At 47.8% G+C, this 26,714-nt stretch carries 24 protein-coding genes; 13 read left to right on the top strand and 11 right to left on the bottom strand.

The window, feature by feature from the left end; genetic code table 11:
• Nucleotides 1–22: 22 nt before the first annotated feature.
• Nucleotides 23–2,629 (bottom strand): XrtA/PEP-CTERM system TPR-repeat protein PrsT, encoded by a 2,607-nt coding sequence (prsT, locus tag E4L36_RS07760; protein ID WP_136680149.1) that lies wholly within the window; start codon nucleotides 2,627–2,629, stop codon nucleotides 23–25.
• A 473-nt stretch (nucleotides 2,630–3,102) separates the two neighbouring features.
• Here prsT and E4L36_RS07755 point away from each other — a divergent pair, with 473 nt between their 5' ends.
• Entirely contained in the window at nucleotides 3,103–4,605 is a 1,503-nt protein-coding gene (locus tag E4L36_RS07755) for a TIGR03013 family XrtA/PEP-CTERM system glycosyltransferase (protein WP_136680148.1), read from the top strand.
• 43 nt (nucleotides 4,606–4,648) lie between these two features.
• Here E4L36_RS07755 and prsR read toward each other — a convergent pair whose 3' ends face one another.
• Both prsR and prsK read right to left on the bottom strand, forming a co-directional pair.
• On the bottom strand, nucleotides 4,649–5,995 hold the full coding sequence (prsR, locus tag E4L36_RS07750; RefSeq protein ID WP_127694604.1) for a PEP-CTERM-box response regulator transcription factor: 1,347 nt from the start codon (nucleotides 5,993–5,995) through the stop codon (nucleotides 4,649–4,651).
• 21 nt (nucleotides 5,996–6,016) lie between these two features.
• Complete coding sequence (gene prsK / locus E4L36_RS07745; RefSeq protein ID WP_136680147.1) at nucleotides 6,017–8,092, bottom strand: XrtA/PEP-CTERM system histidine kinase PrsK; 2,076 nt, start codon at nucleotides 8,090–8,092, stop codon at nucleotides 6,017–6,019.
• A 164-nt stretch (nucleotides 8,093–8,256) separates the two neighbouring features.
• On the opposite strand from prsK, the gene E4L36_RS07740 reads away from it, so the two are divergent.
• From E4L36_RS07740 to E4L36_RS07710, 7 genes are all read left to right on the top strand, one after another.
• Complete coding sequence (locus E4L36_RS07740; RefSeq protein WP_136680146.1) at nucleotides 8,257–9,285, top strand: SDR family oxidoreductase; 1,029 nt, start codon at nucleotides 8,257–8,259, stop codon at nucleotides 9,283–9,285.
• Nucleotides 9,286–9,327: 42 nt separating this feature from the next.
• Nucleotides 9,328–10,629: a nucleotide sugar dehydrogenase gene (locus E4L36_RS07735; RefSeq protein ID WP_136680145.1), complete on the top strand. Its 1,302-nt coding sequence runs from the start codon at nucleotides 9,328–9,330 to the stop codon at nucleotides 10,627–10,629.
• A gap of 166 nt (nucleotides 10,630–10,795) precedes the next feature.
• Nucleotides 10,796–11,473: a hypothetical protein gene (locus tag E4L36_RS07730; protein ID WP_136680144.1), complete on the top strand. Its 678-nt coding sequence runs from the start codon at nucleotides 10,796–10,798 to the stop codon at nucleotides 11,471–11,473.
• Nucleotides 11,474–11,751: 278 nt separating this feature from the next.
• A complete protein-coding gene (locus E4L36_RS07725) occupies nucleotides 11,752–12,657 on the top strand; it encodes an HprK-related kinase A (RefSeq protein ID WP_169051500.1) in 906 nt (301 codons plus the stop codon).
• Complete coding sequence (locus E4L36_RS07720) at nucleotides 12,654–13,724, top strand: nucleotidyltransferase family protein (RefSeq protein WP_136680142.1); 1,071 nt, start codon at nucleotides 12,654–12,656, stop codon at nucleotides 13,722–13,724. Before E4L36_RS07725 ends, E4L36_RS07720 begins: the two co-directional genes overlap by 4 nt.
• 217 nt (nucleotides 13,725–13,941) lie before the next feature.
• Entirely contained in the window at nucleotides 13,942–15,267 is a 1,326-nt protein-coding gene (locus E4L36_RS07715) for an AAA family ATPase (RefSeq protein WP_136680141.1), read from the top strand.
• Nucleotides 15,251–16,171: a D-alanyl-D-alanine carboxypeptidase family protein gene (locus E4L36_RS07710; RefSeq protein WP_136680140.1), complete on the top strand. Its 921-nt coding sequence runs from the start codon at nucleotides 15,251–15,253 to the stop codon at nucleotides 16,169–16,171. The genes E4L36_RS07715 and E4L36_RS07710 overlap by 17 nt, the downstream gene beginning before the upstream one ends.
• Nucleotides 16,172–16,176: 5 nt before the next feature.
• Here E4L36_RS07710 and E4L36_RS07705 read toward each other — a convergent pair whose 3' ends face one another.
• The 5 genes from E4L36_RS07705 to E4L36_RS07685 form a co-directional block, all read right to left on the bottom strand.
• Nucleotides 16,177–16,497 (bottom strand): rhodanese-like domain-containing protein, encoded by a 321-nt coding sequence (locus E4L36_RS07705; protein WP_136680139.1) that lies wholly within the window; start codon nucleotides 16,495–16,497, stop codon nucleotides 16,177–16,179.
• Between the two features lie 9 nt (nucleotides 16,498–16,506).
• Nucleotides 16,507–16,935 (bottom strand): DsrE family protein, encoded by a 429-nt coding sequence (locus E4L36_RS07700; RefSeq protein ID WP_136680138.1) that lies wholly within the window; start codon nucleotides 16,933–16,935, stop codon nucleotides 16,507–16,509.
• Nucleotides 16,936–17,018: 83 nt separating this feature from the next.
• Nucleotides 17,019–17,621: an OmpA family protein gene (locus E4L36_RS18060; RefSeq protein WP_127694615.1), complete on the bottom strand. Its 603-nt coding sequence runs from the start codon at nucleotides 17,619–17,621 to the stop codon at nucleotides 17,019–17,021.
• Nucleotides 17,622–17,805: 184 nt separating this feature from the next.
• Nucleotides 17,806–18,105, bottom strand: a complete 300-nt coding sequence (locus tag E4L36_RS07690) for a YciI family protein (RefSeq protein ID WP_136680137.1) — start codon at nucleotides 18,103–18,105, stop codon at nucleotides 17,806–17,808.
• Between the two features lie 2 nt (nucleotides 18,106–18,107).
• On the bottom strand, nucleotides 18,108–18,653 hold the full coding sequence (locus tag E4L36_RS07685; RefSeq protein ID WP_136680136.1) for a septation protein A: 546 nt from the start codon (nucleotides 18,651–18,653) through the stop codon (nucleotides 18,108–18,110).
• Between the two features lie 69 nt (nucleotides 18,654–18,722).
• Between E4L36_RS07685 and E4L36_RS07680 the strand changes: the two genes are divergently transcribed.
• The 4 genes from E4L36_RS07680 to rluB all read left to right on the top strand — a co-directional run bounded on the left by E4L36_RS07680 (nucleotide 18,723) and on the right by rluB (nucleotide 21,607).
• Complete coding sequence (locus tag E4L36_RS07680; protein WP_136680135.1) at nucleotides 18,723–19,565, top strand: PHP domain-containing protein; 843 nt, start codon at nucleotides 18,723–18,725, stop codon at nucleotides 19,563–19,565.
• A gap of 8 nt (nucleotides 19,566–19,573) precedes the next feature.
• Nucleotides 19,574–20,194 (top strand): L-threonylcarbamoyladenylate synthase, encoded by a 621-nt coding sequence (locus E4L36_RS07675; RefSeq protein WP_127694619.1) that lies wholly within the window; start codon nucleotides 19,574–19,576, stop codon nucleotides 20,192–20,194.
• Nucleotides 20,195–20,296: 102 nt separating this feature from the next.
• Entirely contained in the window at nucleotides 20,297–20,689 is a 393-nt protein-coding gene (locus tag E4L36_RS07670; RefSeq protein WP_127694620.1) for an H-NS histone family protein, read from the top strand.
• A 72-nt stretch (nucleotides 20,690–20,761) separates the two neighbouring features.
• Nucleotides 20,762–21,607: a 23S rRNA pseudouridine(2605) synthase RluB gene (rluB, locus tag E4L36_RS07665; protein WP_127694621.1), complete on the top strand. Its 846-nt coding sequence runs from the start codon at nucleotides 20,762–20,764 to the stop codon at nucleotides 21,605–21,607.
• Between the two features lie 52 nt (nucleotides 21,608–21,659).
• Here the strand turns inward: rluB and E4L36_RS07660 are convergent, their stop codons facing one another.
• The 3 genes from E4L36_RS07660 to ubiG are packed head-to-tail and all read right to left on the bottom strand — an operon-like array spanning nucleotide 21,660 to nucleotide 23,806.
• Entirely contained in the window at nucleotides 21,660–22,409 is a 750-nt protein-coding gene (locus E4L36_RS07660) for a YciK family oxidoreductase (RefSeq protein WP_136680134.1), read from the bottom strand.
• An 11-nt stretch (nucleotides 22,410–22,420) separates the two neighbouring features.
• Nucleotides 22,421–23,092, bottom strand: coding sequence for an HAD-IA family hydrolase (locus E4L36_RS07655; RefSeq protein ID WP_136680133.1), 672 nt, complete (start codon nucleotides 23,090–23,092; stop codon nucleotides 22,421–22,423).
• 6 nt (nucleotides 23,093–23,098) lie between these two features.
• On the bottom strand, nucleotides 23,099–23,806 hold the full coding sequence (gene ubiG, locus E4L36_RS07650; RefSeq protein ID WP_206064529.1) for a bifunctional 2-polyprenyl-6-hydroxyphenol methylase/3-demethylubiquinol 3-O-methyltransferase UbiG: 708 nt from the start codon (nucleotides 23,804–23,806) through the stop codon (nucleotides 23,099–23,101).
• 260 nt (nucleotides 23,807–24,066) lie between these two features.
• Here ubiG and gyrA point away from each other — a divergent pair, with 260 nt between their 5' ends.
• On the top strand, nucleotides 24,067–26,661 hold the full coding sequence (gene gyrA / locus E4L36_RS07645; protein WP_136680132.1) for a DNA gyrase subunit A: 2,595 nt from the start codon (nucleotides 24,067–24,069) through the stop codon (nucleotides 26,659–26,661).
• The last annotated feature ends 53 nt before the right edge of the window (nucleotides 26,662–26,714 follow it).

The following is a 26,714-nucleotide window of genomic DNA, read 5'->3' as shown; positions in this document are numbered from 1 at the left end:
CCCTCCCTCTCGCTGTTGTACTTTAACGCAGGGCCTCGATACGCATAACCGTATCTTTAATTGCGCTATTCTCTGGATCTAATTGCAACGCTTTTTGCGCGTAGCCGTAAGCGCGTTCTGTGTCTGACTCTTTTATCAGCCAAGCGAGGTTATTCAATGCGCGTGCATCGGATTCATCGGCGCTGACAGCTTTCTCAAACTGATCGATCGCCTTGTTTTGTTCTCCCTGATCTATGTAAATGCTCGCCAGTAAATTGTGCAAACGGGCGCTGTCAGTAATTTTATTGGTTGCCCGCTCGAGGAAGGGCGCCGCTTGCTCTGGTGTATTGGATTGCAAGTAGTTAGCGGCAATCTGCTCTGCAAGCGCCGCTGTTGGTAACAAATCAAACGACTTGAGGTACAGTTTTTGTGCCTCTTCACGATTACCGCTTTTCGCAACGATCGCTGCAGTGATACCAATTAACTGAGCATTATTTGGATCGCGTTTGATCGCGCCGCTCAGTGCTTTGATGGCGTAGTCGAAGTTACCCTGCATCGCCTCAAGCTGACCCAGTGCAAGAATCGTTGGCACGGCATCTGGGTTAAGTTCTAAAGACTTTTGTAGTGAGTCGCGTGCCTCATCTACCCGCTCGAGGGAGCGCAGCGGTGCTGCTTTTAGGTAGTGTATGAACGCAGACTTAGGCTTGAAGGTTTCTGCTTTTTTATAGGCATCAAGCGCTTGCGTATACTCTTCTTGCTGCATGTAAGAGTGACCCAAGAACACGTGTACTTCTGCGCTACCACTGTCTTTGTAGGGTGTTAGTGCAGAGAAGGCCTTCAGCGGTTGTTTGTTTTCAAGATGGCGGAACGCGATCTGCAGTGCCACATCTTCTGAAGGTGTGGCCTCTTGCGCTTTCTTCAGTACCTCTAGGGATTCCTCATCTTTATTGAGGTAGGTTAGATATCCCGCGAACTCTTCAGCAATTTTCGTTTCTGATGGGCTGTTGTCTAGCGCCTGCTGGAAATAGGCTTGCGCTTGCTCTGTGTCTTCCTCTTGTGCTGCAACAATGGCGAGTTGACGCAACGCAGGTACGTAATTGGCTTCTTTTTCCAGCGCTGCTAATAGGGCTTCTTTACCGGCAGGCTTGTCATTCTGCATCAGCAAAATGGTGCCTTTCATGGTATCGACAAGCGGGTGAGCTTTCTCTTCTTCACTTAAGGTTTCTAGTGTCGCAAGTGCGTTATCGTAGTCTTTGGATTTTATGTAAACACGAACGATAGAAAGGTTGGCGAACAGGCGGTTAGCTTCATCTTTGGCAAGCTCATTGAGTTCTTCAATCGCTTCATCGTAATTCTCTTCAAAAATAAAGGAGCGAATCAACCCCAATCGTAGGCTGGAGTCATCGGGCGCTTTGCCTAGTGCTTTCTCAAAGTACTGCTTACTCGCTTTTGTATCGCCTGTTTGCAGTGCTGCATTAGCGATGAGCTTCAATGTGGGCAGGTCGGAGCTGTCATTGATAGATGGCTTCAGTGTATCCAGTGCTTGCTGAGGGTTTTGCTTCTGCAAGTGGATATAGCTCAGCAGTTTTCGTGATGGCTCGTGATTTGGGTACTTTTGGCTGAATTGAGCAAGCTGTGACTCACCCTGCTCGAGATTCCCTTGCTGTGTATTGATTGTGCCTAAAAGTAAGAGCACCGCAGGGAATTGTTCGGTATTGCCTAATAGACGCTCGCCCAGCTCTTTTGCGCTGGTAAAGTCTTTTTTGTCGTATGCCAGCAATGTTTGTACATAGATAAGTTGCGGGTCATCTTTTAACAGGCGTTTGAAGAAGCTGGATTCGATAGTTTCGACGGTAGTTCTGGCTGCGTCTGCTTTACTTGCCAAAATTTGAGCATGCGCCAGACCGCGCAATGCAAGGAAGCGCTGAAAACTTTTCTCAAGTTTAATCGCATCAACTGCGGCTTGGTAACTGCTCTCTAGCTGTGCCACATCGCTTTTATCTTTAAAAACCTCGGCTTTGAGGAAGAGTGCGTCTATGTTGTTTGGTTCAGATGCTAGGATGTTATCTAATAGTGTAATGGCTTGATCTAACTGGCCTTTACTAGCCGCGATGCGTGCTTCGAGAATACGTGCTTGTACAGGAGGGTTAGCATTGGTGAGCACCTTTGCCAGCGTGGCTTCCGCTTCTGCACGTTTGCCTAGCTGCAACTGCGCAGATGCCGAGAATGCTTGTTTAAGTGCCTGGAGCTCTGGCGTATCAGTAGCGCCTACTTCTGACTTACTCAGTAGTGTCTCTGCATCATCACTTTTTAGCATCGCTTTGGCGAAAAGCGGATAGACATCCAACTCTGTGGCTGCGCCTGCGAGTGCGTGACGAAACTCTTTCGCTGCGCCTTGATAGTTACCAATATCGTAATAGAGCTTACCTAGCAGGAAGCGTGCTTTTGAGTGGTCCGGCGTTTGCTGAAGCGCGTTTTTTAGCTCGATTTCACAGGTTTTTAAATCTTCTTTTTGGCAGCTGGATTCGGCGCTAGATACGTACTCTTCAACGCTCTTTTGTGGGTCCCCACACCCAGATAGTGCCAAGCCTGCGGCGATAAAAAGGGGTAGCGACTTACGTGTAAAAAAGTGCTGTGGTAGCAAACGCATAGTAAATCTTCCTTGGTTGGCTCGATGGACGAACTCGATTTCAGGTTGTTTGATGCTTGTTGCCTATCATACGCGCTTCTTGTTTGTGCGCGTGAGTTTAGGCGCTTTATTCATATGCTCATTTTGTTCCAGCGTAACTCACTAGATAAGGTTATGAGCAGTGGTTAAGTTCTTAAGCTAAGCTGTAGGTTACTGCTCCAAAGTTTAAGCGTAGGTTAATTGGTTATTGTTACTGTGCACAGACGGTTAAATAAATGTGATGTGTGCCGCGAATTTTACGTGAAATTGGGGTGCTTTGTTTCATACGGCCGTTTCAAATGGGTCTCATGTTAGCGATTGTTGGTCATTGAAATGCAGTTTTCGTCGTGTATATTCGTGCCACAGTTTTCTCAGTAACGTGAGACATATGTGCAAGGAGTTGCAAATAGCTGTGTTGACTCTCTCTAAGCAGCGGTAAGCAAAAAGGTTTTCTGATGGAAAAAGCGGATTTAGGACTTTGTAGTAATCAAATGAATGACTTGAACGTACACCAAGCAGGTTCGGAAAGAGAGGTTCCAAAAGCTCGAATGCGCTTTTGTCACGGTAAGTTTCGTTTGTTTGGCCACTTTGTTCACGCCCAGTTTGTACTTTTGGCATTGATCGAGTTTGGATTGATTAGTGCGGTTAGCTACTCAGTCAATGCGGGTTCAGCGGCCGTCGATGCGTCAGGGTCGTTTCTTTGGCTCTTACTGAGTGCTGTTATGCCTGTTGCGGCATTCTCTTTTAGTTTGGCGGCAATGGGTCTCTATGATACGCGCCAGCGACAGAGCTTTAACGGTATTGCGTCGCGAATTGTTGTGGCGATCCTATTTGGCATGGTTCTTTGTGCTTGTGTTGGTTTTATCTTTCCGCAAACAACGCTCACCGCTGGTAGTTTAGGCTTAACGTCGCTTGGGTCTTTGGCTGTTGTCGCGATTGTACGTGGGCTTTTCTATGCATTTGTTGATGGCCATATGTTGCGTAAACGTGTCATCGTTATCGGCGTGGGCCAACGTGCATCCTCGATTGATCGTTTGCGTCGCAAGTCAGATATGCGTGCTGTTAATTTGCTGGGTTTCGTTTGCTTGGATGAATCAACGCAACGTGAGGTTGATCAAGATCGTATCCTTAAAATAAAGGGTTCGATTCGTGACTTTGCAATCGCCAATCGTGTGGATGAGATCGTGATTGCGCTGGATGATCGTCGTCAAAAGCTACCGGTTGAGGACCTTCTAGATTGTCGCATGAGTGGTATTGATATCGTAGATATGCTCGATTTCTTTGAGCGTGAGCGCGGTATTATTCTGCTGAGCCTTCTCTATCCCGGTTGGTTGGTGTTTGCGAAAGGCTTTGCGCCAGATGCTTTGCGTGCCTTTAAAAAACGAGCGCTAGATTGGTTGGTTAGCTTTGTTCTCTTATTGGTGTTTGCTCCTTTTATGCTTTTAACAGCGCTTGCGATCTATATCGAAAGTGGTTTCAAGGGGCCTATCCTATATCGACAAAAGCGTGTGGGGCGTCATGGTCATGTGTTCGATGTTATTAAGTTCCGCAGCATGCGCACAGATGCTGAGGCCAGTGGTAAAGCTCAATGGGCGGTAGATAATGATCCGCGTGTGACACGTGTCGGGCATTTCATCCGTAAATATCGTTTAGATGAGCTTCCTCAGCTCTGGAATGTCTTCGTGGGTGATATGAGCTTAGTTGGTCCTCGCCCTGAGCGTCCGGAGTTTGTGGAGCACTTAGGTGAAATTAACTCACTCTACCGTGAGCGTCATCGCTTGAGCCCCGGTGTCACGGGGTGGGCGCAGCTTTGCTACCCGTATGGTGCATCTGACGAGGACTCAATCCAGAAGTTGCAGTATGACCTGTACTACGTTAAGAATCACAGTATCTTTTTAGATATCTATATCTTGATACAAACCGTCGAGGTTGTGCTCTTTAAGAAAGGATCTCGTTAATACTTGTCAGCAATAAAAAAGCCGCCCTAGGGCGGCTTGCAGGTTATTTCATATCGTACTTTTCTAACATGCTATAGAGGGTTGGGCGCGTAATACCTAGCATCTTAGCCGCTTCGGAAATGCTGGCGTTCGTGTGATTAAGCGCGCGTCTAATCGCTTTCTTCTCTGCTTCCTCGCGAATTTGCTTCAGGTTAAGTGGCGGCGCTTCCTCGTCTGAATCGATATTAAGCTCAAGATCTTCCAGAGTAATCATGTTGCCATCTGCCATGATAACCGCTCTTTTAATGCGGCTTTCGATCTCTCGAACATTACCTGGCCATGAGTAGGCTTCAATAGCTGCAATTGCGTTCGAGTCAAAGCCCTTGATAACTTTCTTATACTCTTGGCAAAAGCGGGTTAGGAAAGCTTTGGCCAGCAGGAGAGGATCACCATCACGATCCTTCAGAGCAGGAATGTTGATAGTGATTTCGCTTATCCGATAGTACAAATCCTCTCGGAAGCGGCCCTCTTCGATATGCTTAGTTATATCTTGGTGCGTCGCGCACACAATGCGCACATCGATAGGGATCTCTTTACGCCCGCCGACGCGCTCGATGACCCGTTCTTGCAAGAAACGGAGCAGCTTTGCTTGTAGCTCGAACGGTAGATCGCCTATCTCGTCCAGAAACAGGGTGCCTCCGTTTGCCATTTCGATCTTGCCAATCGTTTGTTTGGTCGCGCCGGTAAACGCACCTTTTTCGTGACCAAATAGTTCACTTTCGAGCAGGTTATCTGGTATCGCGGCGCAGTTGATGGCGATCATTTTTTCATTAGCGCGAGGGCTCATGTTGTGTATGGCTTGAGCAAATACCTCTTTACCCGTGCCACTTGCACCCAGTAATAGCGTAGTAATATCGGATGGCGCCACTTTTTCGACTGTGCGACAAACCTTGAGCATTGCATCGCTAGCTGCGATGACGCCGTCAAGAGGCATTGTTTGTGACCCTTTGTGAAGCTTCTTATTCTCAAGCTCCAGCTCGTAAACTCGGTAAGCCCTTTCAACCATTAAGGTCAGAATTTCGGGGTCAGCAGGTTTTTGGTAGAAGTCGTAAGCGCCTTGAGCGATCGCTTTAACCGCATTACCGCGATCATTATCCCCTGTTACGACGATAACTTTGCATTCGGGAATCAGCGAAAGAACCTCAGAAAGGGTTGCAAAGCCCTCGGTAACCCCGCCTGGGTCCGGAGGAAGCCCAAGGTCTAACAGCACAACGCCCGGCTGTACCCTGCGCACCGCTGCGATAGCGTCGGAGCGATTCGCACAGATGGTTACGTCAAAGCCGTCAAAGCACCAACGAAGCTGGCTTTGTAAGCCCTCATCATCTTCAACAATTAGGAGGTTTCTATTCATTCCTTCTTCCTGTTGGAATAGTTAACTTGGTTGTTCTGCCAAGGGGAGCGTAACTGTAAAGGATGAGCCTGCTCCAGGTTGGCTGATTACGGAGATTTCACCGCCTAATGTGCGAACGACCTCTCTACTTTCAAATACACCGATACCCATACCGGTTAGCCCTTTAGTCGAGTCAAACGGTTTAAATAAACGGTTAGCAATAAACTCTTCACTCATCCCTGATCCAGTGTCAGTAATGATGATATTTGCTCTGTTCTCATCTGTCTCTAGTGTGACGGATATCGAGCCCGAGTCGGGCGTTGCTTCTTGAGCATTTTGGATTAAGTGGCCAAATACATTGGCTAGTTGATCGCTATCGGCCACTATAATACAACTTTCGTTAACATTAGCTGATAGCAGGGGGAGAGGGCGTAAGCGATTGTATTTCGCGCATATGTTTTCTAAAAATGGCTGCAGGCTAATGGTCTCTGGAGAGGAGCCTCGCATACCATTTCGCATCTGCTCCATCAGGCGTGTCATGCGATCAACGGAGTTTCGAACAGTTAAAATCACGTCGTCAACGAATTCTGGCTTGTGCTTATGCTTCTCTGCGTTAGCAACAATGAGAGACTGTTGTGCCAGTATGTTCTTCAGGTCGTGGACAATATAGGCAGAGAGTCTATTAAAGGCTTCGAATTGGCGGGCTTGTAGCAGTGCTAAGTTCGCTTGGTGTTGCTCTAGCAAGCTAGCGGCCTGTTTGCCCGCGATTTTGAGTAGGTCACGATCTTCCCAGTTAATAGATGCCTTTAGATCCGAGTAGTTGATGATCACAAATCCGCTCGGTGTGGTATCAAACAGAAGCGGTACAATAAGCCACGCTCTAGGGTTTTGGGTGATGCTTTCGGGAAGATATAGGTTGTCGTATAGCCCCGGTGTTTCGTTATATTCTTTAATATCGACGACCCAGCCAGTGCGAGCAAGAAAGCCGATTAGCGAATTAAACTCGGTACCTGTGCTTTTGGTAATGGGCGTGTTAATGGATGCGATGCACTTGAACGTGTCATCTTCTGATTTGCTCCATATCGATGCTCCGTCACTGTTGACTAGGGCGCTTAATGCTAAACATATCCGTTCTGGCGCTTCATGAGAAGTATCTGACAGGCTGTGCGTGAAACGCTGCCACTCCTCGCGGTAGTCGTATTTGTAGCTGAAAAAATGCTTACTCAAAATAACGCGAATGTTCGCGCGTATGCGGTCAGAAAACAGCAGTGTAAATAAAAGTGCTCCGGCGCCGCATAGGAATACAATCTGCAGGACGCCTCCCCAGCTGCCCCCATAGTAGCGGATGAAGTAACCTGCCGCTGACATGAGAACTAAATAGATCCCGGCCCCTGTCAATGCCGCAGTGTGAAAGACGACTTTACGTGAAACTTGGATGCTTTTGTCCCAGCCCGACATGCGGGTTATCGAGACAGTCATCAACGGGACCGCTATTGCATTCACAACACCTCTGGCAACCCATAATTGTTGATCTAGTTTGCGGAACAGCAGGGCGTCGGCATACATAAAAAAATCGAATGCAAAAATACACCCCGCACCTAAGCACAGATGCTTGAGTGCCCAGCGTTGCTGGTTGTCGAGATTTCTATAAGTCTGCTCAACAAGCGTTAGTCCAATGATCGATATCGAAATCCATGCTATGAGTGGTAAGTCATGATTCAGCGTCAGGATGCTTAACTGTGGAGGTAGCAGGTGGCCTGGGCCTAAAATCGAAAAAGCGATGAGTATTGCGACAGCAGCGATGCCTTTCTTCGAATTCGTGAGTTTGAAGATGACTCCGCCTTCGGAATTCATTTGTCCCGGTTTGGCTAATTTTAGTAGGAAGAAGCACCAGGCAAAATCGCGTATAATTTCAGTCAGTGGTAGAAGTATAGGGGCTGATAGGTAGCGCAAATAGAACAAGGTTACGGTCGCGCTCCACAAAGTTGAGCACACGGCAGCAATTTTAAGGCTAATATGTGTTTGGTTTCTTCGCGCACTGAAAATGAGTAGCGCACTAAGGGCGAAAAAAAATACCAGTGCTGATAAATAACTATATAACCCTATACTGTTTAGCATAATTATTTTCTCTGATCGGTGTGGGCTCTATATTAACCCTGAATGGGGTTTCGTATTAACCGATATGCCCATTTGTTGTAATAAAAACAGGATAGTATTGTAAATCGAAAGGCCGGCTGCTAGCGTTGCGGAGCCTTTGATTACTGGAAAGGTGATTGATATTAATGTCTGCTTTTAGCGAATTGAAAAACCGGCTGGTGACCAGCCAGAGTACGTGGCTGATCACAGGAGTGGCGGGTTTTATAGGCTCTCACCTACTGGAGGAGTTATTGCGTCTGGACCAGCGAGTTGTGGGTCTTGATAACTTCTCAACTGGACATCAGAGAAACCTGGATGAGGTTGAGCAGCTGGTTGGCTCCAAATGGAGTAATTTTCGTTTTATTAAAGGTGATATTAGAGACTTAAAGGATTGTTCCGAAGCATGTCGCGGCGTTGATTACGTTCTGCATCAAGCGGCACTTGGAAGCGTGCCACGGTCGTTGGAGAACCCGATACTGACTCATGAGTCGAACATTAACGGTTTTCTTAACATGTTGGTCGCTGCGCGCGATAATCAGGTCAAGCGGTTCGTTTATGCAGCTTCCTCATCCACGTATGGCGACCATCCAGCACTTCCCAAGCAAGAAGATATAATTGGTAATCCGTTGTCGCCTTATGCTGTGACAAAATATGTCAATGAGCTTTATGCAGCAGTCTTTGCGCGTAGCTATGGTCTTGAGTCAATGGGGTTGCGTTACTTCAATGTATTTGGCCCAAGACAGGACCCTAATGGCGCTTACGCTGCCGTTATTCCCAAATGGAGTGATGCTCTTATTGAAAAAAGAGCGTGTCGCATTAACGGCGATGGTGAAACCTCGAGAGATTTTTGTTTCGTCAAAAATGCGGTTCAAGCCAACTTATTGGCAGCAATGACGCAATCTGAGGCCGCTATCAATCAGGTATATAATGTGGCTGTAGGGGATAGAACCACCCTTAATGAGCTGCACAGCGTTTTAAAGAGCTTACTCGCGGAGTTTGACGAAAGCATTGCTTCAGCTGAGCCAGATTATGGTGAGTTCAGAGCAGGCGATGTTCGCCACTCTCAAGCTGATATCAGCAAAGCTCAGCAGCTTTTAGGTTACGAACCAGAGTTTCGTATTAATGAAGGATTAAAAGAGACTGTTGTATGGTACGACGCAAATAGCGTCAAATAACCAGACTAAGCGCTCTTTCGAATCATAAGTTCAGGAATTGAAATGGAAAAAATTGCAGTTGTAGGTCTTGGATACGTAGGACTTCCGTTGGCGGTAGCGTTCGGTAAGCAGATTAAGACGATTGGTTTTGATCTGGATGAGAATAAGCTGCAGAACTATAGAAACGGTGTGGATCCAAGCGGTGAAGTAGAACCTGAAGGTCTAGCGGCTGCTACTGGGTTGGAGTACACGAGCGACCCTGCAAGACTACAAGAAGCGGAGATCATCGTTGTTGCGGTACCTACGCCGATCGATCAGGCTCGACGCCCAGACTTGTCTCCATTAGAGGGTGCGTGTCGTACGGTTGCTCAGAATCTTAAGCCTGGCGCGATTGTTGTTTTCGAGTCGACTGTATATCCAGGCTGTACTGAAGAGGTATGCGTACCTATTCTTGAACAAGTGTCAGGCCTTCCTTGGTCAGGTGGTGAGGGTAAGCCTGATGGTGGCTTTTTCGTCGGCTACTCGCCAGAGCGAATTAACCCGGGTGACAAAGTTAACCGCTTGGAAACGATTGTGAAAATCGTATCAGGAGATACTGCTGATACGCTGGATACTGTTGCTGCTCTGTACGAGAAAGTTGTGGAAGTCGGAGTTCACCGAGCTGCAACGGTGAAAGTGGCTGAAGCTGCGAAAGTTATTGAGAACACTCAACGAGATCTCAACATCGCGCTTATGAATGAGCTGTCACTGATTTTCCATAAGCTCAACATTGATACCTTGGATGTGCTTGAGGCTGCAGGTACTAAATGGAACTTCTTGCCGTTCCGCCCTGGTTTGGTTGGCGGGCACTGTATTGGCGTTGACCCATACTACCTCACATATAAGGCTGAAGCTGAAGGGCATCATCCACAGGTTATCTTGGCCGGCCGTCAAACTAACGATGGTATGGGTAAGTATGTTGCTGAGCAGACCGTTAAAGGACTTATTCGTGGCGGTAAGAATGTTAATGGTGCGAAAGTTGCCGTTTTGGGCTTGACGTTTAAAGAGGATTGCCCTGATCTACGTAACTCACGAGTTGAAGATATTATTGCTGAGTTAAACTCTTACAGTTGCAATGTATGCGTGCACGATCCTATCGCAGAGCGTGAAGAAGCGATGGAAGAGTATGGTGTAGCGTTGTCTGAGTGGTCTGACTTAGCGGGCGCTGAAGCAGTGATTGTTGCTGTTGCGCATAGTGAATACAAGGCTATGCCTACAGAGAAGATCAAAGAGATTTGTGCACCTGGTGCTGTTGTCATGGATGTTAAATCGCTTCTTGATCGTGGTGCCTTTGATGGTTCTGATCTGAAACTGTGGCGCTTGTAAATTTCTAAGACGTGTTGTCGGCTTTTTTTACAGCTGGCTCCATGGCGCTGGAAATGTGTTTTTAGGAGCCGAAAAAACCGATTTAAAATAGTAGGTTGGTTTTTTTGGCGTGTTTATTGCAGTTTCCTAATTAAAAGTTGGATTTAGTCCTATCGGGATGGAAGGCATGAAAGATAACTCGAAACAAGTAGATGGTTCACACCACAATAGCCAATCTGTTGATAAGTCGCGTCGACGCCTATTTGGTGCAGGTGTGGCTGCGCCTGTGGTGTTGTCTTTAGCGAGCAGAAATGCTTGGGCTGGTCGGATGTGCTCCCCCTCCGCATTTAACTCAATGACGTTCTCATCCCATCACCCGGATGAAGCGGCTGTCTGTGCTCAGCCGTCTGGTAGCTCTCCAGCTACATGGCTGCAATCTCAAACCTGGCCGTCCTCGTTTGAGCGAGATTTGGTTGTACCTCACGGTGAAGATCCTGGGGTCTTTGCAGCAAGTAAAGGATATGGCCTAGGGTTTTATCAGGCATCTAATGGTACGCATTATGTTAGAACGTCTTCTTTTGTTGGGGAGTTCGGTGCAGGCAGTCTGACTACTGCGTCCTTGATGGAAGTATTGTTAGAGGGGCTTGGCTCTCAGTCTGTGGGTGGGTATACAATGGAGCAACATGCAGTTGCTGCGTTACTTAACTCTGCTGCAGGTACAGCAGAGCCTGCAGCTGACAAAGTTCGTATGATCTTCAAGGACTTACTCAGTCAGGGTTACTACACTGTAGGCATCAACCAAAATGTACCTTGGGTCGGCGGCGACTATTCAATGTCAGAATATTTTACAGTCTACGCGAATTAATCAGTAGTGCTGTATCGTCTGGGGTTGGATTTAGAGGCGTGCCGTGTGGCACGCTTCGATATGGATTACGTTATCCATAGACGTACAGATGATAGGCTGTTTGTCCTACCCCTATCATTATTCATGCTGGTGCAGGCTCTGCAGTCTACAGAGTCACTTTCGCATGAGGCCTTATGCAGCGAAGTTTTAGCACGATCTCCTGGTGTTGATCCTGATGCTGTTTTTTCTGATTTGCTGCAGCACGGTGTTATCTCCCCTCTACTATGAAAATTTGTGACTTGGCAGGCGCGGATATTCGCAGTTCTCTAAAAAGTACTGGCCTGCAAATTCAAATAGGGCCTTTCTGGTTTTCTATTCGCTCAAAGTTGCCTGACGTTCACGAACACCTTACGACCCTCTACAGGTATGCAAATACTGACTCTCAGCCTCGTTTTATCGACTTTAGTATCGAGGTTGATCGTAAGAAAAGCTCTATTCGTGGATGGTTGAAGCCTGTTGCGGAGTTTACGTTTAACGGCAATGTTCCTTTTACCCCTTTGCCTCTTGATCAATCTCCTGCACTTCTAGAATGGGGTATTAATTGGTGCGTTTCTGCACATGCACATCAGTTTTTGATTTTGCATGCAGCTGTTGTGGAAAAAGATGGCAAAGCGCTGGTGATGCCCGCTCTTTCTGGTTCCGGGAAAAGCACACTTACTGCAGCATTGGTAAGTAAAGGTTGGCGGTTGTTATCGGATGAACTTGCGCTGCTTTGTGTCGATAGTGGTCAAGTTTTCCCATTTACTAAGCCGATAAGTTTGAAGAACGCATCCATTGATGTCATTAAAGATTACTGGCTAGATGCTCGCTTCGGTAAAAGTTGTACCGATACGGTCAAAGGAACTGTCTCACACTTGTGTCCGCCTGATGCTAGCGTTGTGCGAACAAATGACTCGGCGACAGTAGCGGCATTTATTTTTCCAAAATTCCGTAGTGGCGCTGCTCCTTCTTTATCCTCAAGAGCAAAGTCGAGTGCGTACATGACGATTGTAGAGAATGCGTTCAATTACTACTTGTTGGGCGAACGAGGCTTTGAGTGCGCTAGTTACGTGTTGAACCACTCTGAAGCATTTGATCTCTCGTTCGGAGATTTGGATGATGCGATAGAGCTGGTCAGCCAGATATGGGGTGGTGAGTCGTTATGAGGTCCCCTCTTCGTTTATCGCAGCTTCTTGTCGGTCAGCTCAATGCCGCTGATGTTCTTCCGGAGCAGTGGACTGAAGTGGTTGAGCAAGCACGAAGCGCGCAGGTATTGGGTATTCTGTACAGCAGGCTTCGTGAGCGCGGCGAGTTTCAGTTAATCGATGTCTCTGTGCAGAAGCATTTATTCTCGTCGTGGCGTATTTTTGAAAAGTATCGTAGAGATGCTCAGTGGGAAGTGGAACATTTATGCGCGGCTCTTGAAAAAGAGGAGGTCGTCCCAGTTCTGCTCAAGGGGGCGGCTTATGTCGTAGAGGAGGAGAGCTTTGCGCTGGGCAGAACGTTTTCCGATATCGACCTGCTAGTGCCAAAATGCGATATCGAGCGCGTTGAGGAGTTGCTCAAGTGGCACGGCTGGCAAGGCACACATCACAATGATTACGACCAACGATACTATAGAGAGTGGATGCATGAGATCCCTCCTGTCGTGCATGTAAAACGGCAAACAGTCCTCGATATTCATCATACTATTTTACCGTTAACCGCACGCTATATGCCGTGTGCGGAGGAGCTTTTCTCCAGTGCTAGGCAGGGTAACGGTGGGTATCGTTTGCTGTCGCGCTACGATCAGGTACTGCATGCCGCTACGCACTTATTTACAGACAGTGAGTATAATCACGCCTATCGTGACTTGGTTGATATTGATGGTCTTCTGCGACTTCTTGTTGAGGTTGAAGACTGGAACGAACTCTTTAATCGCGCGCAGCTTCATGATCTGTTAGAGCCTGTTTACTTTGCGATTTATCATGCTCAAGCCGAGTTTCTTACACCTGTTCCTAAGGGAGTGATAGAGCGTTTTTCTGCCGCTCTATCGATAGGGGGGATGCGGCGTAGATGGTTACATCGCTTATTCACTAAGGTCATCGTACCGCCTCACCCTAGTGCATTGGAATCAGGGTATGCGCTAGCGGAGCGACTGCTGTTTGTGCGAGGGCATTATTTGAGGATGCCTAAGAGGCTTCTTTTTCAGCACCTTTTCTATAAAGCGTTTCTTGCCAAAGACGAAGCCTAGCCAATTGTGGCTGTTTACATCTCGGCAAGGGTTGTTCAAACTTTGCTAGACTGAATATGGTTGTTTGCAGCATATTTCAAACGGCAAGTCAGCTAGTGTTCTAATTTTATACGTATACTTCAGCGCTCGTTACGTTCGATTATTGGTTAGTGTACTCGGAGCGCCCGCTTTGAAAGTGGATGTGTTTTCCTGGTAGAGGTTTTTAGGTACTGCATTTATGTATGACGCTTATTATGGATTCACAGAAGAGCCGTTCCGTTTAAGCTCTGATCATCGCTTTTGTTTTGGTCATAAAAGCTTTTCTCGGGCGCAAGCTTATATGCAGTATGCATATGAGCGCGCGGAGGGCTTTGTGATGATTTCCGGGCAGCCAGGAACCGGAAAGACTACTTTGGTTAACGACCTAGTACACAGTCTTGCTTCGGCCCCAACAGTAAAAGTGGCGATGTTAGTGACAACGCAAATGGAAGCTGATGACCTTATCCGCATGGTTTGTTACTCCTTTGGTCTGCGTGATGAAGCGCCAAGCAAGGCAGCATTGTTGCAGCGTTTATCCGATATGCTCAATGAAAACCACTCTGTTGGTGGTCGAGCGCTCCTGATTATTGATGAAGCGCAGGGGCTATCTGCTCAAGGCTTAGAAGAACTTCGGCTGCTAACAAACCTGCAACAAGAGAGTGTCCCCCTCTTGCAGATTTTCTTGCTAGGTCAGGAGGGCTTGCAAGAGCTGATGCATCAGCCAGAGATGGAGCAAGTTCAGCAGCGTTTGGTGGCTAGTTGCTTCCTAAAGCCTTTGCAAGAGAAGGAGACGAAAGCATATATCTTACACCGTTTGAATGTTGTCGGTTGGCGAGGAAAGCCGCTGCTAAGTGAAGCGATCTTTCCGATCATTTTTAAGTGGAGTCAAGGCATCCCGCGACGAATTAACTTGATCTGCAGCCGCTTGTTTCTATTTGGCAGTATTGAAGAGTTATCACGTATCGGTGTTAAGCATGCAGAGTTGGTGATCTCTGAGTTGATAGAAGAGCAGTTGCTACCGCCAGGCCTTGAAATTGAGGGTGAGTTTGCGGTTCAAGACGTATTTGTAGACAGTGCTGCGCTATCGAAAGCGAACCAAGCGGTTGATGCGGGTGTTGATCAGAGCCATGCTCAGCAGCAACAGCAACAGCAACAGCAACAGCAACAGCAACAGCAACAGCAACAGCAACAGCAACAGCAACAGCAACAGCAACAGCAACAGCAACAGCAACAGCAACAGCAACAGCAACAGCAACAAGCAGCACCTGCTGACGAAGTGAGCTCGGCCGCTCCAGTAAGGGATTACGTTGATCGCTACGGAGATGAAAGCCGCTCGGTTAATGATAGTAGCTATGCGAAAAGTGATATCGGGCTCATGTTCTTTTCTGCATGTGCTGTGGTGCTGGTGTTCGTTATCTCGTTATATCTTATCGATCCAGCAATGTTTATTGAAAAGCTACGTCACCTCTCGGATCTATTACGTGGTTTCGTATCTCTAGACGCTCTCGATGACATGGTTGTGTAACTTGGTAGTAAAGAGTGTCTGGCTAGCATTACTGCTATTCGTTTCGCTTCGTGTTGCAGCCGATAGTGTGGGTGAAATGTCGAGTATCGTTATCGATGCCGACTCAGGAGCGGTACTGTCTGAAGTAAAGGCTGACGTGCCTTGGTATCCTGCCTCTCTTACGAAACTGATGACGCTGTATGTCACCTTTCAATCGCTTGAGCGTGGCGATATTCGCCTATCCGATAAAATGCGAGTCAGTGGTAATGCTGCAAATCAGCCTCCGAAAAAGCTTGGTGTTTCTATTGGCGATACATTGACAGTTGAGCAGGCCATTAAAGCGGTTTCGACCATTTCCGCTAACGATGTTTCTGTTGCGCTGGCGGAGTTTGTTGCAGGCTCAGAAAAGCAGTTTGTTGGTCGGATGAATGCTCAAGCTAAAGCTATGCAGATGGATGAAACATTTTTTGTGAATCCACATGGTTGGCCTGACAAGGCGCAGTTAACGAGCGCTCGCGATATGGCGATTTTGGCGCGTCAGTTATTGGTGCGCTATCCCGATTACTACCACTACTTATCCTCTCCCAGTTTTTATTATGAGGGGCAGTCATACACCTCTCATAACCGTTTTGTTTTTAGCTATGACGGCGCTGATGGCATGAAAACAGGTTACACTTGTAGTTCTGGATATAATCTTGTGGCTTCAGCTGTTCGGGGTGGAGATAGACTTATTGGTGTAGTGATGGGCGCCGCTTCTCTAGATCAGCGCTACGAATATGCTGTTGAAGTCATGGATGCCGGATTTGAAAAGGGCGTGGATGCACCTGGCCTGAGATTATTAAGCTGGCGTGGAAGCCGTGCGTTGTCGTTGCGGGCGCCACAGGTCAAGTTTGGTGATGGGTGTATCAACCTTTCTCAACAATAGTGATATTAGGCTTTTTCAGTGGGTAGCCCCGCCTTCCACCAAGCGAGCATGCCGCCTTGTAATTCGACTGCATTAATCCCTTGTTTGATAAGGCGGTCTGTAAGGTGCTTGCTACGATGCGCGCTCAAACACACGCAGACGACTAGTTGATTTGGCTGCAATGATGCTTCATGCCAGTGTCCCGCCAGTACTGCATTGGGAATATGGCTCAGATTCCATTCTAGGCGGGTTCTCGCATCCAACACGATAGGTGGAGTTGGTTCATCCGAAGTCAGCTTGGCTATGAGATCTTTTGCGCTTATTGTGGGTAGATCCTTGAAGAACATCTTTCGAGCCTAGGGGCGCACGTATATATAGCCCTGTTGTTGTAGGTGCACTATCTCTGGAAGGCCTGCTTTTACGACATCCTCTTCCTCCACCTCATAAAGGTCGGAGTGAGTGATTTTATAACCATCTAGTGTGTTCCCGCAGATAATAAACTGAACATCGCTTAGCCTGAGTGAGTCTAGCGTAATCTGCTTGGCTTGATCGCTATTGGCATCTATGAAGTATTCGATGGCTTTACCATGGATAACGGCTTTGATATCAACGTTGGCTTCACCGAGCGCTTGAATATGATTGGCCATATTGTTCATGGCTTCACTGATACGCCCTTGATCGCCGTAGTTTATGTGATAGACCACTTGTTGTGGCTCATAAGGTGCTGCGTAAAGGTGTGTGGATAAGGTGAGAGCAAGTGTTAGAAGGAGGCGGACAAGATTCACTTTAAACTCCTCATATAGCCTTATATAGACTGAAAATAAAAAAGGCCGACGTAATGTCAGCCTTCGTGTGAGATTGTGATCTCTTACTTCTTACCTGCAACGTGAACGTCTACACGACGATCAGCACGCAAGCAGCGAATCAGTTCTGCACCACGGCCAGAACATTGAGCGATTGGAGCTGTTTCACCCATGTAATCAACGTTCATTGATGCGCCAACACCTGCAGAGCGAAGCGCTGCTGCTACGTTTTCAGCACGGCGCTTAGAAAGTGCATCGTTGTATGCGCTTGAGCCGATTGGGTCAGCGTGACCTACTAGGCGGATTGTATTAACTTTTTGCAGGCCGTTTACGTAATCTACGATATTAGAAACGCTGTCTACCACTGCGCTGTCGAAATCGAAGAATACAGCAAATTTCTTGCTTACATCCATCATTTCTGGTGCTTTCGCTGGTGCTACAGGCGCTGGCTCAGCAGCCTTCGGAGCCATTTTTTTGTAGCCATCGCAACCTTCAACTGTTGCGTCTTCTTGTGACCAGAAGCCTGTGTGCCAGCAACCACCAAAACCTGTACGCCATACTGAATCTCCTGAGTCAGTGACGTAACCGCTGTTAGTTGGGTGAGCCATTGCTGTGGCTGACATACCCATCGTTAGAGCTAAACCTGCGGCCATAGCGAGCTTTTTCATATCAGTGTCCTTGTGAGTTGTGGGTTGTGCATTCTAATTAACTTTATGAATCATCCCCACTAGCCCTTTTACTGGACCTTTAATGGGTAATTCACTTTTATTAAGTTCCTATCATTTTACTTGGAGTCCATCAAGTATGGAACCGTTCTCCAAGACTTTTATAGGCAATTCTAGCTTACTATATTTATGGTAGTACTTTTTTATACGGCTTAACGGTGACTTTGGCATAAACACCCGCTTGAATGTAAGGGTCGAGGTCAGCCCATGCTTGCGCATCGCTGAGTGAGTCGAACTCAGCCACGACCAAACTACCTGTAAAGCCTGCCTCACCTGGATCTTCGGTATCGATCGCAGGGTGTGGGCCTGCAATGAGCAGTCTACCGGCGTCTTTTAACTCTGTGAGTCGAGCTAAATGAGCTGGGCGTGCGTCCATGCGCTGCTGTAAGGTTCCAGGCTTGTCCTCGGCGATGATGGCATAAAACATAGCTACTGCTCCTGATCTTGGTTTGGCATGTGTTTAGACATATACAAACCTTGGATGATAATGAAAAGAATAGTTAGGCCGAGCATGCCGAACAGTTTGAAATCGACCCAAATATCTTCAGAGAAATTGTAGGCGACGAACAAGTTGATGGCGCCCATAAACAGGAAAAAAATAACCCAAGAGATATTTAAGGTGGACCATACATTTTTCGGAAGCTCGATATTAGCTCCCATAATGCGCTCAACAATCGTTTTTTGACCAATAAACTGGCTACCAAGAAAAGCCGCAGCAAACAGCCAATTCACGACGGTAGGCTTCCACTGAATAAAGGTCTTATCTTGGAAGAGAACCGTGGCTCCCCCCATAACCACCACCAGAATAAGCGTGACTAACTGCATCTTTTCTATGCGATGCTCTTTCAGCCATGTGTAAAGCATTTGCGCTAGCGTCGCTGGGATCAGCACAGCCGTCGCGATAATAATATCCCCTGTGTATTTATAAACGCCAAAAAAGATTAGAATAGGGAGAAAGTCGAGAAGTAGCTTCATAATCGTATAACCAAGCCCAAAACGGCTAGTATATCGCCCAAACATTAGCGGATAAACCGCAGAGAGATAATGAGTTTTCATACGTTTGACTACCATACCCATACGACTGCCTCAGATGGGGCGCTAGCGCCCCATGCGCTGCTAGAGGTTGCTATGGAGGCAGGTGTGCAACGCTTGGCCCTGACTGATCACGATACGGTTGATGGCTACCTCACGTTAGCCTCTTCTGAACTTCCTGAGGGGGTTGAGCTAATCGCTGGTGTTGAGTGGACTTGTCTTCATATCAAGCAAGTGGTCCATGTTGTGGGGCTTGGGTTTGATGCTCACCACCCAATGATATCGGCGCATGTTGAGCTATTGGTTCGGCTGCGAGAAGAGCGTGCAGAGCGGATTGCTGTAAAGCTGGAGAAAGCCACAGGTTTAACAGGGCTGCTTGCTGAAGCGATGGCATTGTCTGGTGGCCAAGTAGGGCGGCCTCACTTTGCACAAGTGCTTGTTGATCGAGGTGTGGTTAGCGACGCGGGACAGGCGTTCAAGCGCTATTTAGGGGTAGGGAAGGTTGGCGATGTAAAAGTCGAGTGGCCTTCGTTAGAAACTGTGATAACACTTATCCAAGCAACCGGTGGTGTTGCTGTGTTAGCGCACCCTACCAAATACCGCCTAACGCTGACCAAGGTGAGAGCCTTAGTTGCTGCTTTTGCTGAGCTTGGGGGGGATGCGATCGAAATTTCATACCCCGGTGTGACAATTGATCAGCAGCGTTCATTAGGTTTTTTAGTCGATAAATATGACCTGTTGGTGTCGGCTGGCAGTGATTTCCATACACCGGCAAACCAGTGGAGTGTGGTAGGTTCTTTTCCGGTAATACCAGATGATATGCCCACTATCGAAAACGGTTTAATTAACACTTAGGTGATTTTGTGAGTCAGTTTTTTCAAATACATCCGGATAATCCACAGAAGCGGCTAATCAAGCAGGCTGTGGATATTATTAATAAAGGCGGTGTGGTGGTTTACCCGACTGACTGCGCTTATGCGCTGGGCTGTCATGTTGGTGATAAAGCGGCGTTAGATCGTATTAAGCGTATCCGTAAACTTGATGATAAACATAATTTTACGCTGGTATGTCGCGATCTGAGTGAAATATCTACCTACGCGAAAGTGGATAATCAGCAGTACCGTGCGATTAAAGCCCACACGCCGGGCGCTTATACGTTTATTTTAAAAGCCACTAGCGAAGTCCCGCGTCGTTTGCTGCACCCAAAACGCCGAACTATCGGTATTAGAATTCCCGACAATGCGGTTGTTCAAGAGCTATTGGCGGAGTTAAGGGAGCCTATTATGAGTACCTCTCTTATTCTGCCGGGCGACGTAGACCCTCTAACAGACCCTTATGAAATAAGAGACCTTTTGCAGCATGAGGTAGATCTTGTGATTGATGGAGGGTATTGCGGGCTTGAAGCAACAAGCGTTATTAATTTTGTTGAAGATCAGCCCGAGGTTATTCGAAAAGGTGCTGGAGATATAACCCCATTTGAATAACGGATATGGTTTCCTTATTAATTTATGGTAACAAACTTGAATCTTGAGTTTTTTTAGCGATAATGCAGTTACTTTAATTTAGATAAATCGTTGGGCTCACTAATGACTGAATTCTTAAAAGTTTTAATGCGCAAAAATTCACTGCGTAAGCAGTGTCAGGATTTATCAATAGCGGATGTTGAAAAAGTCATCGCTGATTTAAATGAAATTCACGGCGAGAAAATTGCCGTCGAAGAGGAAAAGCAGCGAGTTGAACAAGAGAAAAACGAAAAGATCGATGCGATTCGTCGTACAATGCAGGAAGCCGGTCTGAGTTTTGATGATCTTCGCGATTTAGTGGCTGAAACGCCGAAAAAGAAGGTTGAAGCTAAATATCGTATTGAAGATGAGGAAGGTAATGTGCACGAGTGGTCTGGCCGAGGTCGCACTCCGCTAGCTTTCCAGCGTTATTTTGATAAGCATGGTGTTGATAAGGACGCATGTCGGATAAAATAGCGGTTTGTTGATTATGTGAAAGGCCTCTCGGTTGTTTTGCTGAGGGGCCTTTTTGTTTTTAGGAAGCGTCAAATGTCTGATGAAAAGTTACAAAAAGTATTGGCGCGCTCTGGTTATGGCTCACGTCGTGAGATGGAGCGCTGGATAGAAGCGGGCAGAATTACCATTAATGGTGCCCGTGCGACACTCGGTGATCGTGTTTCCAAGCGAGATCAGGTGACAGTCGACGGAAAGGCTGTCGAGCTTATATCTGAAGCGGAAAGTCCGCGTCGCGTATTGATTTATAACAAGCCGCTAGGTGAGGTTTCTACGCGTCATGACCCTGAGGGGCGGCCAACCGTCTACGACCATCTACCGCCGCTGCGTCAAGGCCGTTGGATCGCTATTGGTCGTTTGGATATCAACACCAGTGGTTTGCTTGTTTTTACGACGGATGGTGAGCTTGCGAATCGTATGATGCATCCGTCTGCAAATATCGATCGAGAGTATGCTGTGCGTGTGTTGGGAGATGTGACGGATCAAACGTTACAAACCCTGACTGAAGGTGTGTTACTGGAAGATGGTATGGCACGCTTCACGGATGTGCAGTTTTTCGATGGCGAAGGTGCGAACAAGTGGTACCACTGTGTTGTCATGGAAGGGCGCAATCGAGAAGTGCGTCGTCTTTGGGAGTCTCAGGGCTTGCAGGTAAGCCGTCTTAAGCGCGTTCGTTATGGTTCGTTGTTTTTGCCGAGCGACGTAAAGATCGGAACGTGGAAAGAGCTCACCAATAAAGAGATTAAAGAGCTGTCGAATATGATGGGGCTGGATAAGAAAAAGCCTGTTCGTATGAAACCTGCTGAAAAAGCTAAGTATGAGCGCAGACAGAAGAACCAAAAAATAAGGCAATCTGTTGGGCCAAAGCATCGTAGTGAATAAAAAAAGCGCGGTTTAAACCGCGCTTTTTTATGTCTGGTTGTTTTGTGATTGGTTATCGTTTGCTCTGTGCATCAAGGGATTTGCCATTGATCTCTGCGCTTTCATCGCCCATCAGATAGAGATAAACCGACATGATGTCAGCAGGTGCTGCAACGGTCTCCGGGTTTTCCGCTGGGTAGGCGTAAGCGCGCATTTGTGTGCGTGTGGCGCCTGGATTAATGCAGTTGGCTCGAATATTCGATGTGTTCTCAAGCTCATCGGCAAGTACTTGCATCATCCCTTCGGTCGCAAATTTCGATACGCTATACGCGCCCCAGTAGGCGCGACCAGTTCTGCCCACGCCAGATGAAGTGAAGATAATCGATGCGCGCTCTGAGCGGTGCAGCAACGGAAGTAGGTTCTGTGTCAAAATAAAGGGTGCATTTACGTTGACCTGCATGACTTGGTTCCAAGTAATTGGGTCATAATTCTCGAGCGATGTGCGCATCCCGAGTACGCTTGCATTGTGCAAAATGCCATCAATACGACCAAACTCTTGCTCTAAAATATTAGTGAGGTCGATATAGTCGTGCTCAGTGGCTGTCTCGAGGTTTAAAGGCACGATAGCGGGTTGCGGCGCGCCAGATGCTTCTATCTCATCGTAAACGGCTTCTAGCTTCTCGGTAGTTTTGCCCACCAAAATGACCGTAGCGCCATAAGCGGCGTAGGTGAGTGCTGCAGCACGGCCAATGCCATCGCCAGCACCCGTTACTAAAATAATTTTGTCTTGCAGCAGGTTGTCGGGAGCTTGATATTCAAACATGGCTTGTCCTCTTAAAGTGCCGCTATGGAAAAGTGGTTCTCAAGTGCAGGTAATATGTCTTGGATACGACCGGCTGTTATATCTGCTTGCCATTGGGTGGTGTCATCGGCTTCACCTATATAGCCCCACAATGCGGCTATCGTGAACATACCAGCCCTATTGCCTGCAGTAATATCTCGTTGGTGGTCGCCGACATAGATGCATGTATCTGGCTCTGTACTGAGGATGTCGGCGGCCAGTAATAAAGCGTCGGGTTCCGGTTTGCTGTGGGTAACATCTTCAGGGCAAACGAGGCAATCGCAGCGCTCGAGCAGATTAAAGTGCGCTAGTATGGGTTGCGTGAAGTGGCGCGGCTTATTCGTGATAATGCCCCAAGGTGTGCCTTGCTCTTCAAAGTGCCCCAGCATGGCTTCAACACCCTGATAAAGCTCGCTCTTTGCAGCAGGTGCTTGGTGGTAGCGCTCTAAAAACTCTGCTTTTAATGGTGCAGTGTCACTTAGTTGCGGGAAAGTGTGCGCCACCATCGCTGCAGCGCCTTCAGACACTGTGGGTTTCAGCTCGTGGTAGCTGATAGGTGGCATCTGTCGTTCAGCACGCATGGTATTTAAAATAAAAAGAAAGTCTTGTGCTGAATCGAGCAGAGTTCCATCTAAATCAAACAGCGCTGCGCCAAGGGTTTTCATCCTAAATTACTCTGGCTTATGAACGGCAATCATATAGTTCACGTCGACGTCATCTGGCGCAAGGCGGTACTGCTGCGTGAGCGGGTTGTAGGTCATCCCGGTGATATCATCAATCTCAAGCCCGCTAGCGCGAATCCAACCGGCCAGCTCAGCGGGTTGAATGAACTTGTTGAAGTCGTGAGTTCCCTGTGGCACCAGCTTGAGCAAGCGCTCTGCACCCAGAATGGCAAATAGGTAGCTTTTGGGGTTGCGGTTTAAGGTTGAGAAAAATGCAGTGCCGCCGGGTTTGAGCATGGCTGCGCAAGCGGCAACAATTGAGGATGGATCGGGTACGTGTTCGAGCATTTCCATGCAAGTAACCACATCAAAGGCTTCCGGATGCTGCTCTGCCATCTCTTCAGCGGTTGTTTGCTGGTAGTTTACCGAAACACCGCTTTCCAGGCCGTGCAATTTCGCTACTTTTAATGGCGCTGCGCCCATATCAATGCCGGTGACATCCGCGCCGCGTTGGGCCATGGACTCCGCTAGAATGCCGCCGCCACAGCCGACGTCAATGGTGCACTTGCCTGCTAGTGCTGCGAAGCGGTCGATGTAGCCAACGCGAAGAGGGTTAATATCGTGCAGGGGTTTAAATTCGCTATTGCGGTCCCACCACCGGCTGGCTAATTCTTCAAACTTGGCAATCTCGGCAGCGTCTACGTTAGGTGCTTGCATACTTATCACTAAATTCTTGGTTACTCTTGCGCCCATTCTAACATCGACGCTTTAGTGAGGGCAGAAAAGAATTAGCAGTTAGCGTTATTTCAGTTAGAAGTTGAAATAGGTAAGTGCGGTTTTAGTAAGTTGATTTTGTTGCAGTATCGCGGCGTCAGATATGTCGATAGTGTAATTTTATGGTACAATCTCGCGGTTAAAAATGGCCTCTGTTTATCCGGCGGCCGGATAGATAGACCAACCAAGGAAAGCTGATACCTATGGGTGATTTAGCCAAAGAGATTCTACCGGTAAATATCGAAGATGAGATGAAACAGTCTTATCTCGATTATGCAATGAGTGTCATTGTCGGGCGTGCCTTGCCTGACGTTCGAGATGGTTTGAAACCCGTGCATCGTCGCGTGTTATTTGCGATGAATGAACTCGGGAACGACTGGAACAAGCCTTACAAAAAGTCGGCGCGTGTCGTCGGTGATGTAATAGGTAAATACCACCCCCACGGTGACAGTGCGGTCTATGACACTATTGTGCGAATGGCACAGGACTTCTCCATGCGTTACACGCTGGTGGATGGTCAAGGTAACTTCGGCTCCGTTGATGGCGACTCAGCGGCTGCGATGCGTTACACCGAAATTCGCATGGAGAAAATCTCTCATGAGCTGCTCTCCGATTTAGATAAAGAGACTGTCGACTACGTGCCAAACTATGATGGCACAGAGCAGATTCCTGACGTTTTACCAACACGTGTGCCCAACCTTTTGGTCAATGGCTCATCTGGTATTGCGGTAGGGATGGCGACCAATATTCCGCCACATAACCTGCGTGAAGTGATCAACGGCTGTTTAGCGTTAATCGATGATCCCGCGATGGATATTGATGGCTTGATGGAACACATTCCAGGCCCTGACTTCCCAACAGGTGCCATTATCAATGGCCGTGCTGGGATCTTGCAGGCCTATCGTACCGGGCGTGGACGTATCTATATTCGCTCGCGTCACCACATCGAAGAGGACGAGCGCGGTAAAGCGTCGATCGTTGTCACCGAGATCCCTTATCAGCTGAACAAAGCGCGCTTGATTGAGAAGATCGCTGAGCTGGTCAAAGAGAAAAAGCTAGAGGGCATCACCGAACTTCGCGATGAGTCTGACAAAGATGGTATGCGTATCGTTATTGAGCTGCGTCGCGGTGAGATGCCTGATGTGGTTGCCAATAACTTGTTCGCGCAAACACAGATGGAAGGTGTGTTCGGGATCAACGTGGTTGCGCTTGTCGATGGTCAACCAAAAATCCTGAACCTAAAAGAACTGCTTGAAAACTTTATTCGCCATCGCCGTGAAGTCGTCACACGCCGTACGGTTTATCTGCTGCGCAAAGCTCGTGAGCGCGGCCATGTGCTTGAAGGCCTTGCTATCGCGCTGGCGAATATTGATGAAGTCATTGAACTGATCAAGCAGTCTCCGACACCGGCTGAAGCCAAAGAGCGTCTGGTGGAAATGGCGTGGGCTCCGGGTTCTGTGACCGGTATGTTGGAGCGTGCAGGCGAAGGTGCTTGTCGACCTGACGGTCTAGAGGATCATTTTGGTCTAGTTGATGGCAAGTACCACTTGTCTCCCGTGCAAGCACAAGCGATTTTGGATCTGCGTTTACATCGCCTAACAGGTCTTGAGCACGAGAAACTCATTGCTGAGTATCAGGAACTGCTGGATCGTATCGCTGAGCTATTAGAAATTTTGGGCTCATACGAGCGCTTGATGGAAGTAATCCGTGAAGAGCTAGTGGCGATTCAAGCCGAGTATGGTGATGACCGCCGTACAGAGATTATTGCGTCTAAGCGTGATTTAACGGTTGCTGACCTCATCACTGAAGAGGATATGGTTGTCACTATATCTCATGGTGGCTATGCGAAAACGCAACCGTTAACGGACTACCAAGCCCAGCGCCGAGGCGGAAAAGGTAAATCAGCGACTGCAGTTAAAGATGAAGACTTCGTCGAGCATCTGTTAATTGCCAGCACTCATGACACCATTCTGTGCTTCAGCAACCGTGGCAAAGTTTACTGGTTAAAAGTGTACGAAATTCCTGTCGCTAGCCGTACGGCTCGTGGTCGCCCTATCGTTAATATCTTGCCGTTAGAAGAAGGTGAACGTATCTCTACGATTCTACCGGTGAAAGAGTACAGCGAAGACCGCTATGTATTTATGGCAACCTCCAGCGGTGTTGTTAAGAAGACATCGCTAGCTAACTTCTCCCGCCCTCGCACAAGCGGCTTGATCGCTGTTGACTTGCTTGAGAACGATGCTCTTATCGGAGCTGCGATCACCGAAGGTGATGACGATATTCTGCTGGTAACAAGTACAGGTAAAGCAGCGCGCTTCCATGAAGGTGAAGTACGTGCCATGGGTCGAACAGCACGCGGTGTCCGCGGCGTTAAGATGAAAGATGATGCGCGTGTTATCTCGCTAATCATTCCCAAAGAGGGCGGTCGTGTGTTGACTGCATCTGAACGCGGCTATGGTAAACAAACCCTTGTGGAAGACTTCCCGTGTAAAGGCCGCGGTAACCAAGGTGTTATTGGTATGCAGTGCACAGAGCGCAATGGCCAATTGGCCGGTGCTGTACAGGTCTTTGATGGCGACGATATGATGCTGATCAGCGACCAGGGCACCATGGTGCGTACGCGTACTTCTGAAATCTCAGTGCTGGGCCGCAACACTCAAGGTGTTCGTCTGATTCGCGTTGCGGATGATGAAAACTTGGTGGGGTTAGCGCGGATTGAGGAGCCAGAAGAGCCCGAGGATGAGGCGTTGACGGATGCTGATGAGGTGCAAGAAGACGCACCGCAAGCTGACAATTAAGTCATGTAAAGTGCGGCTCAGGCCGCACTTTATGTTTTAGGTATAGATAACGT

This window comes from Neptunomonas sp. XY-337 (assembly GCF_004959845.1).
Taxonomy (GTDB): domain Bacteria; phylum Pseudomonadota; class Gammaproteobacteria; order Pseudomonadales; family Balneatricaceae; genus Neptunomonas; species Neptunomonas marina.
This window is presented reverse-complemented; position numbering and strand designations above follow the sequence as displayed.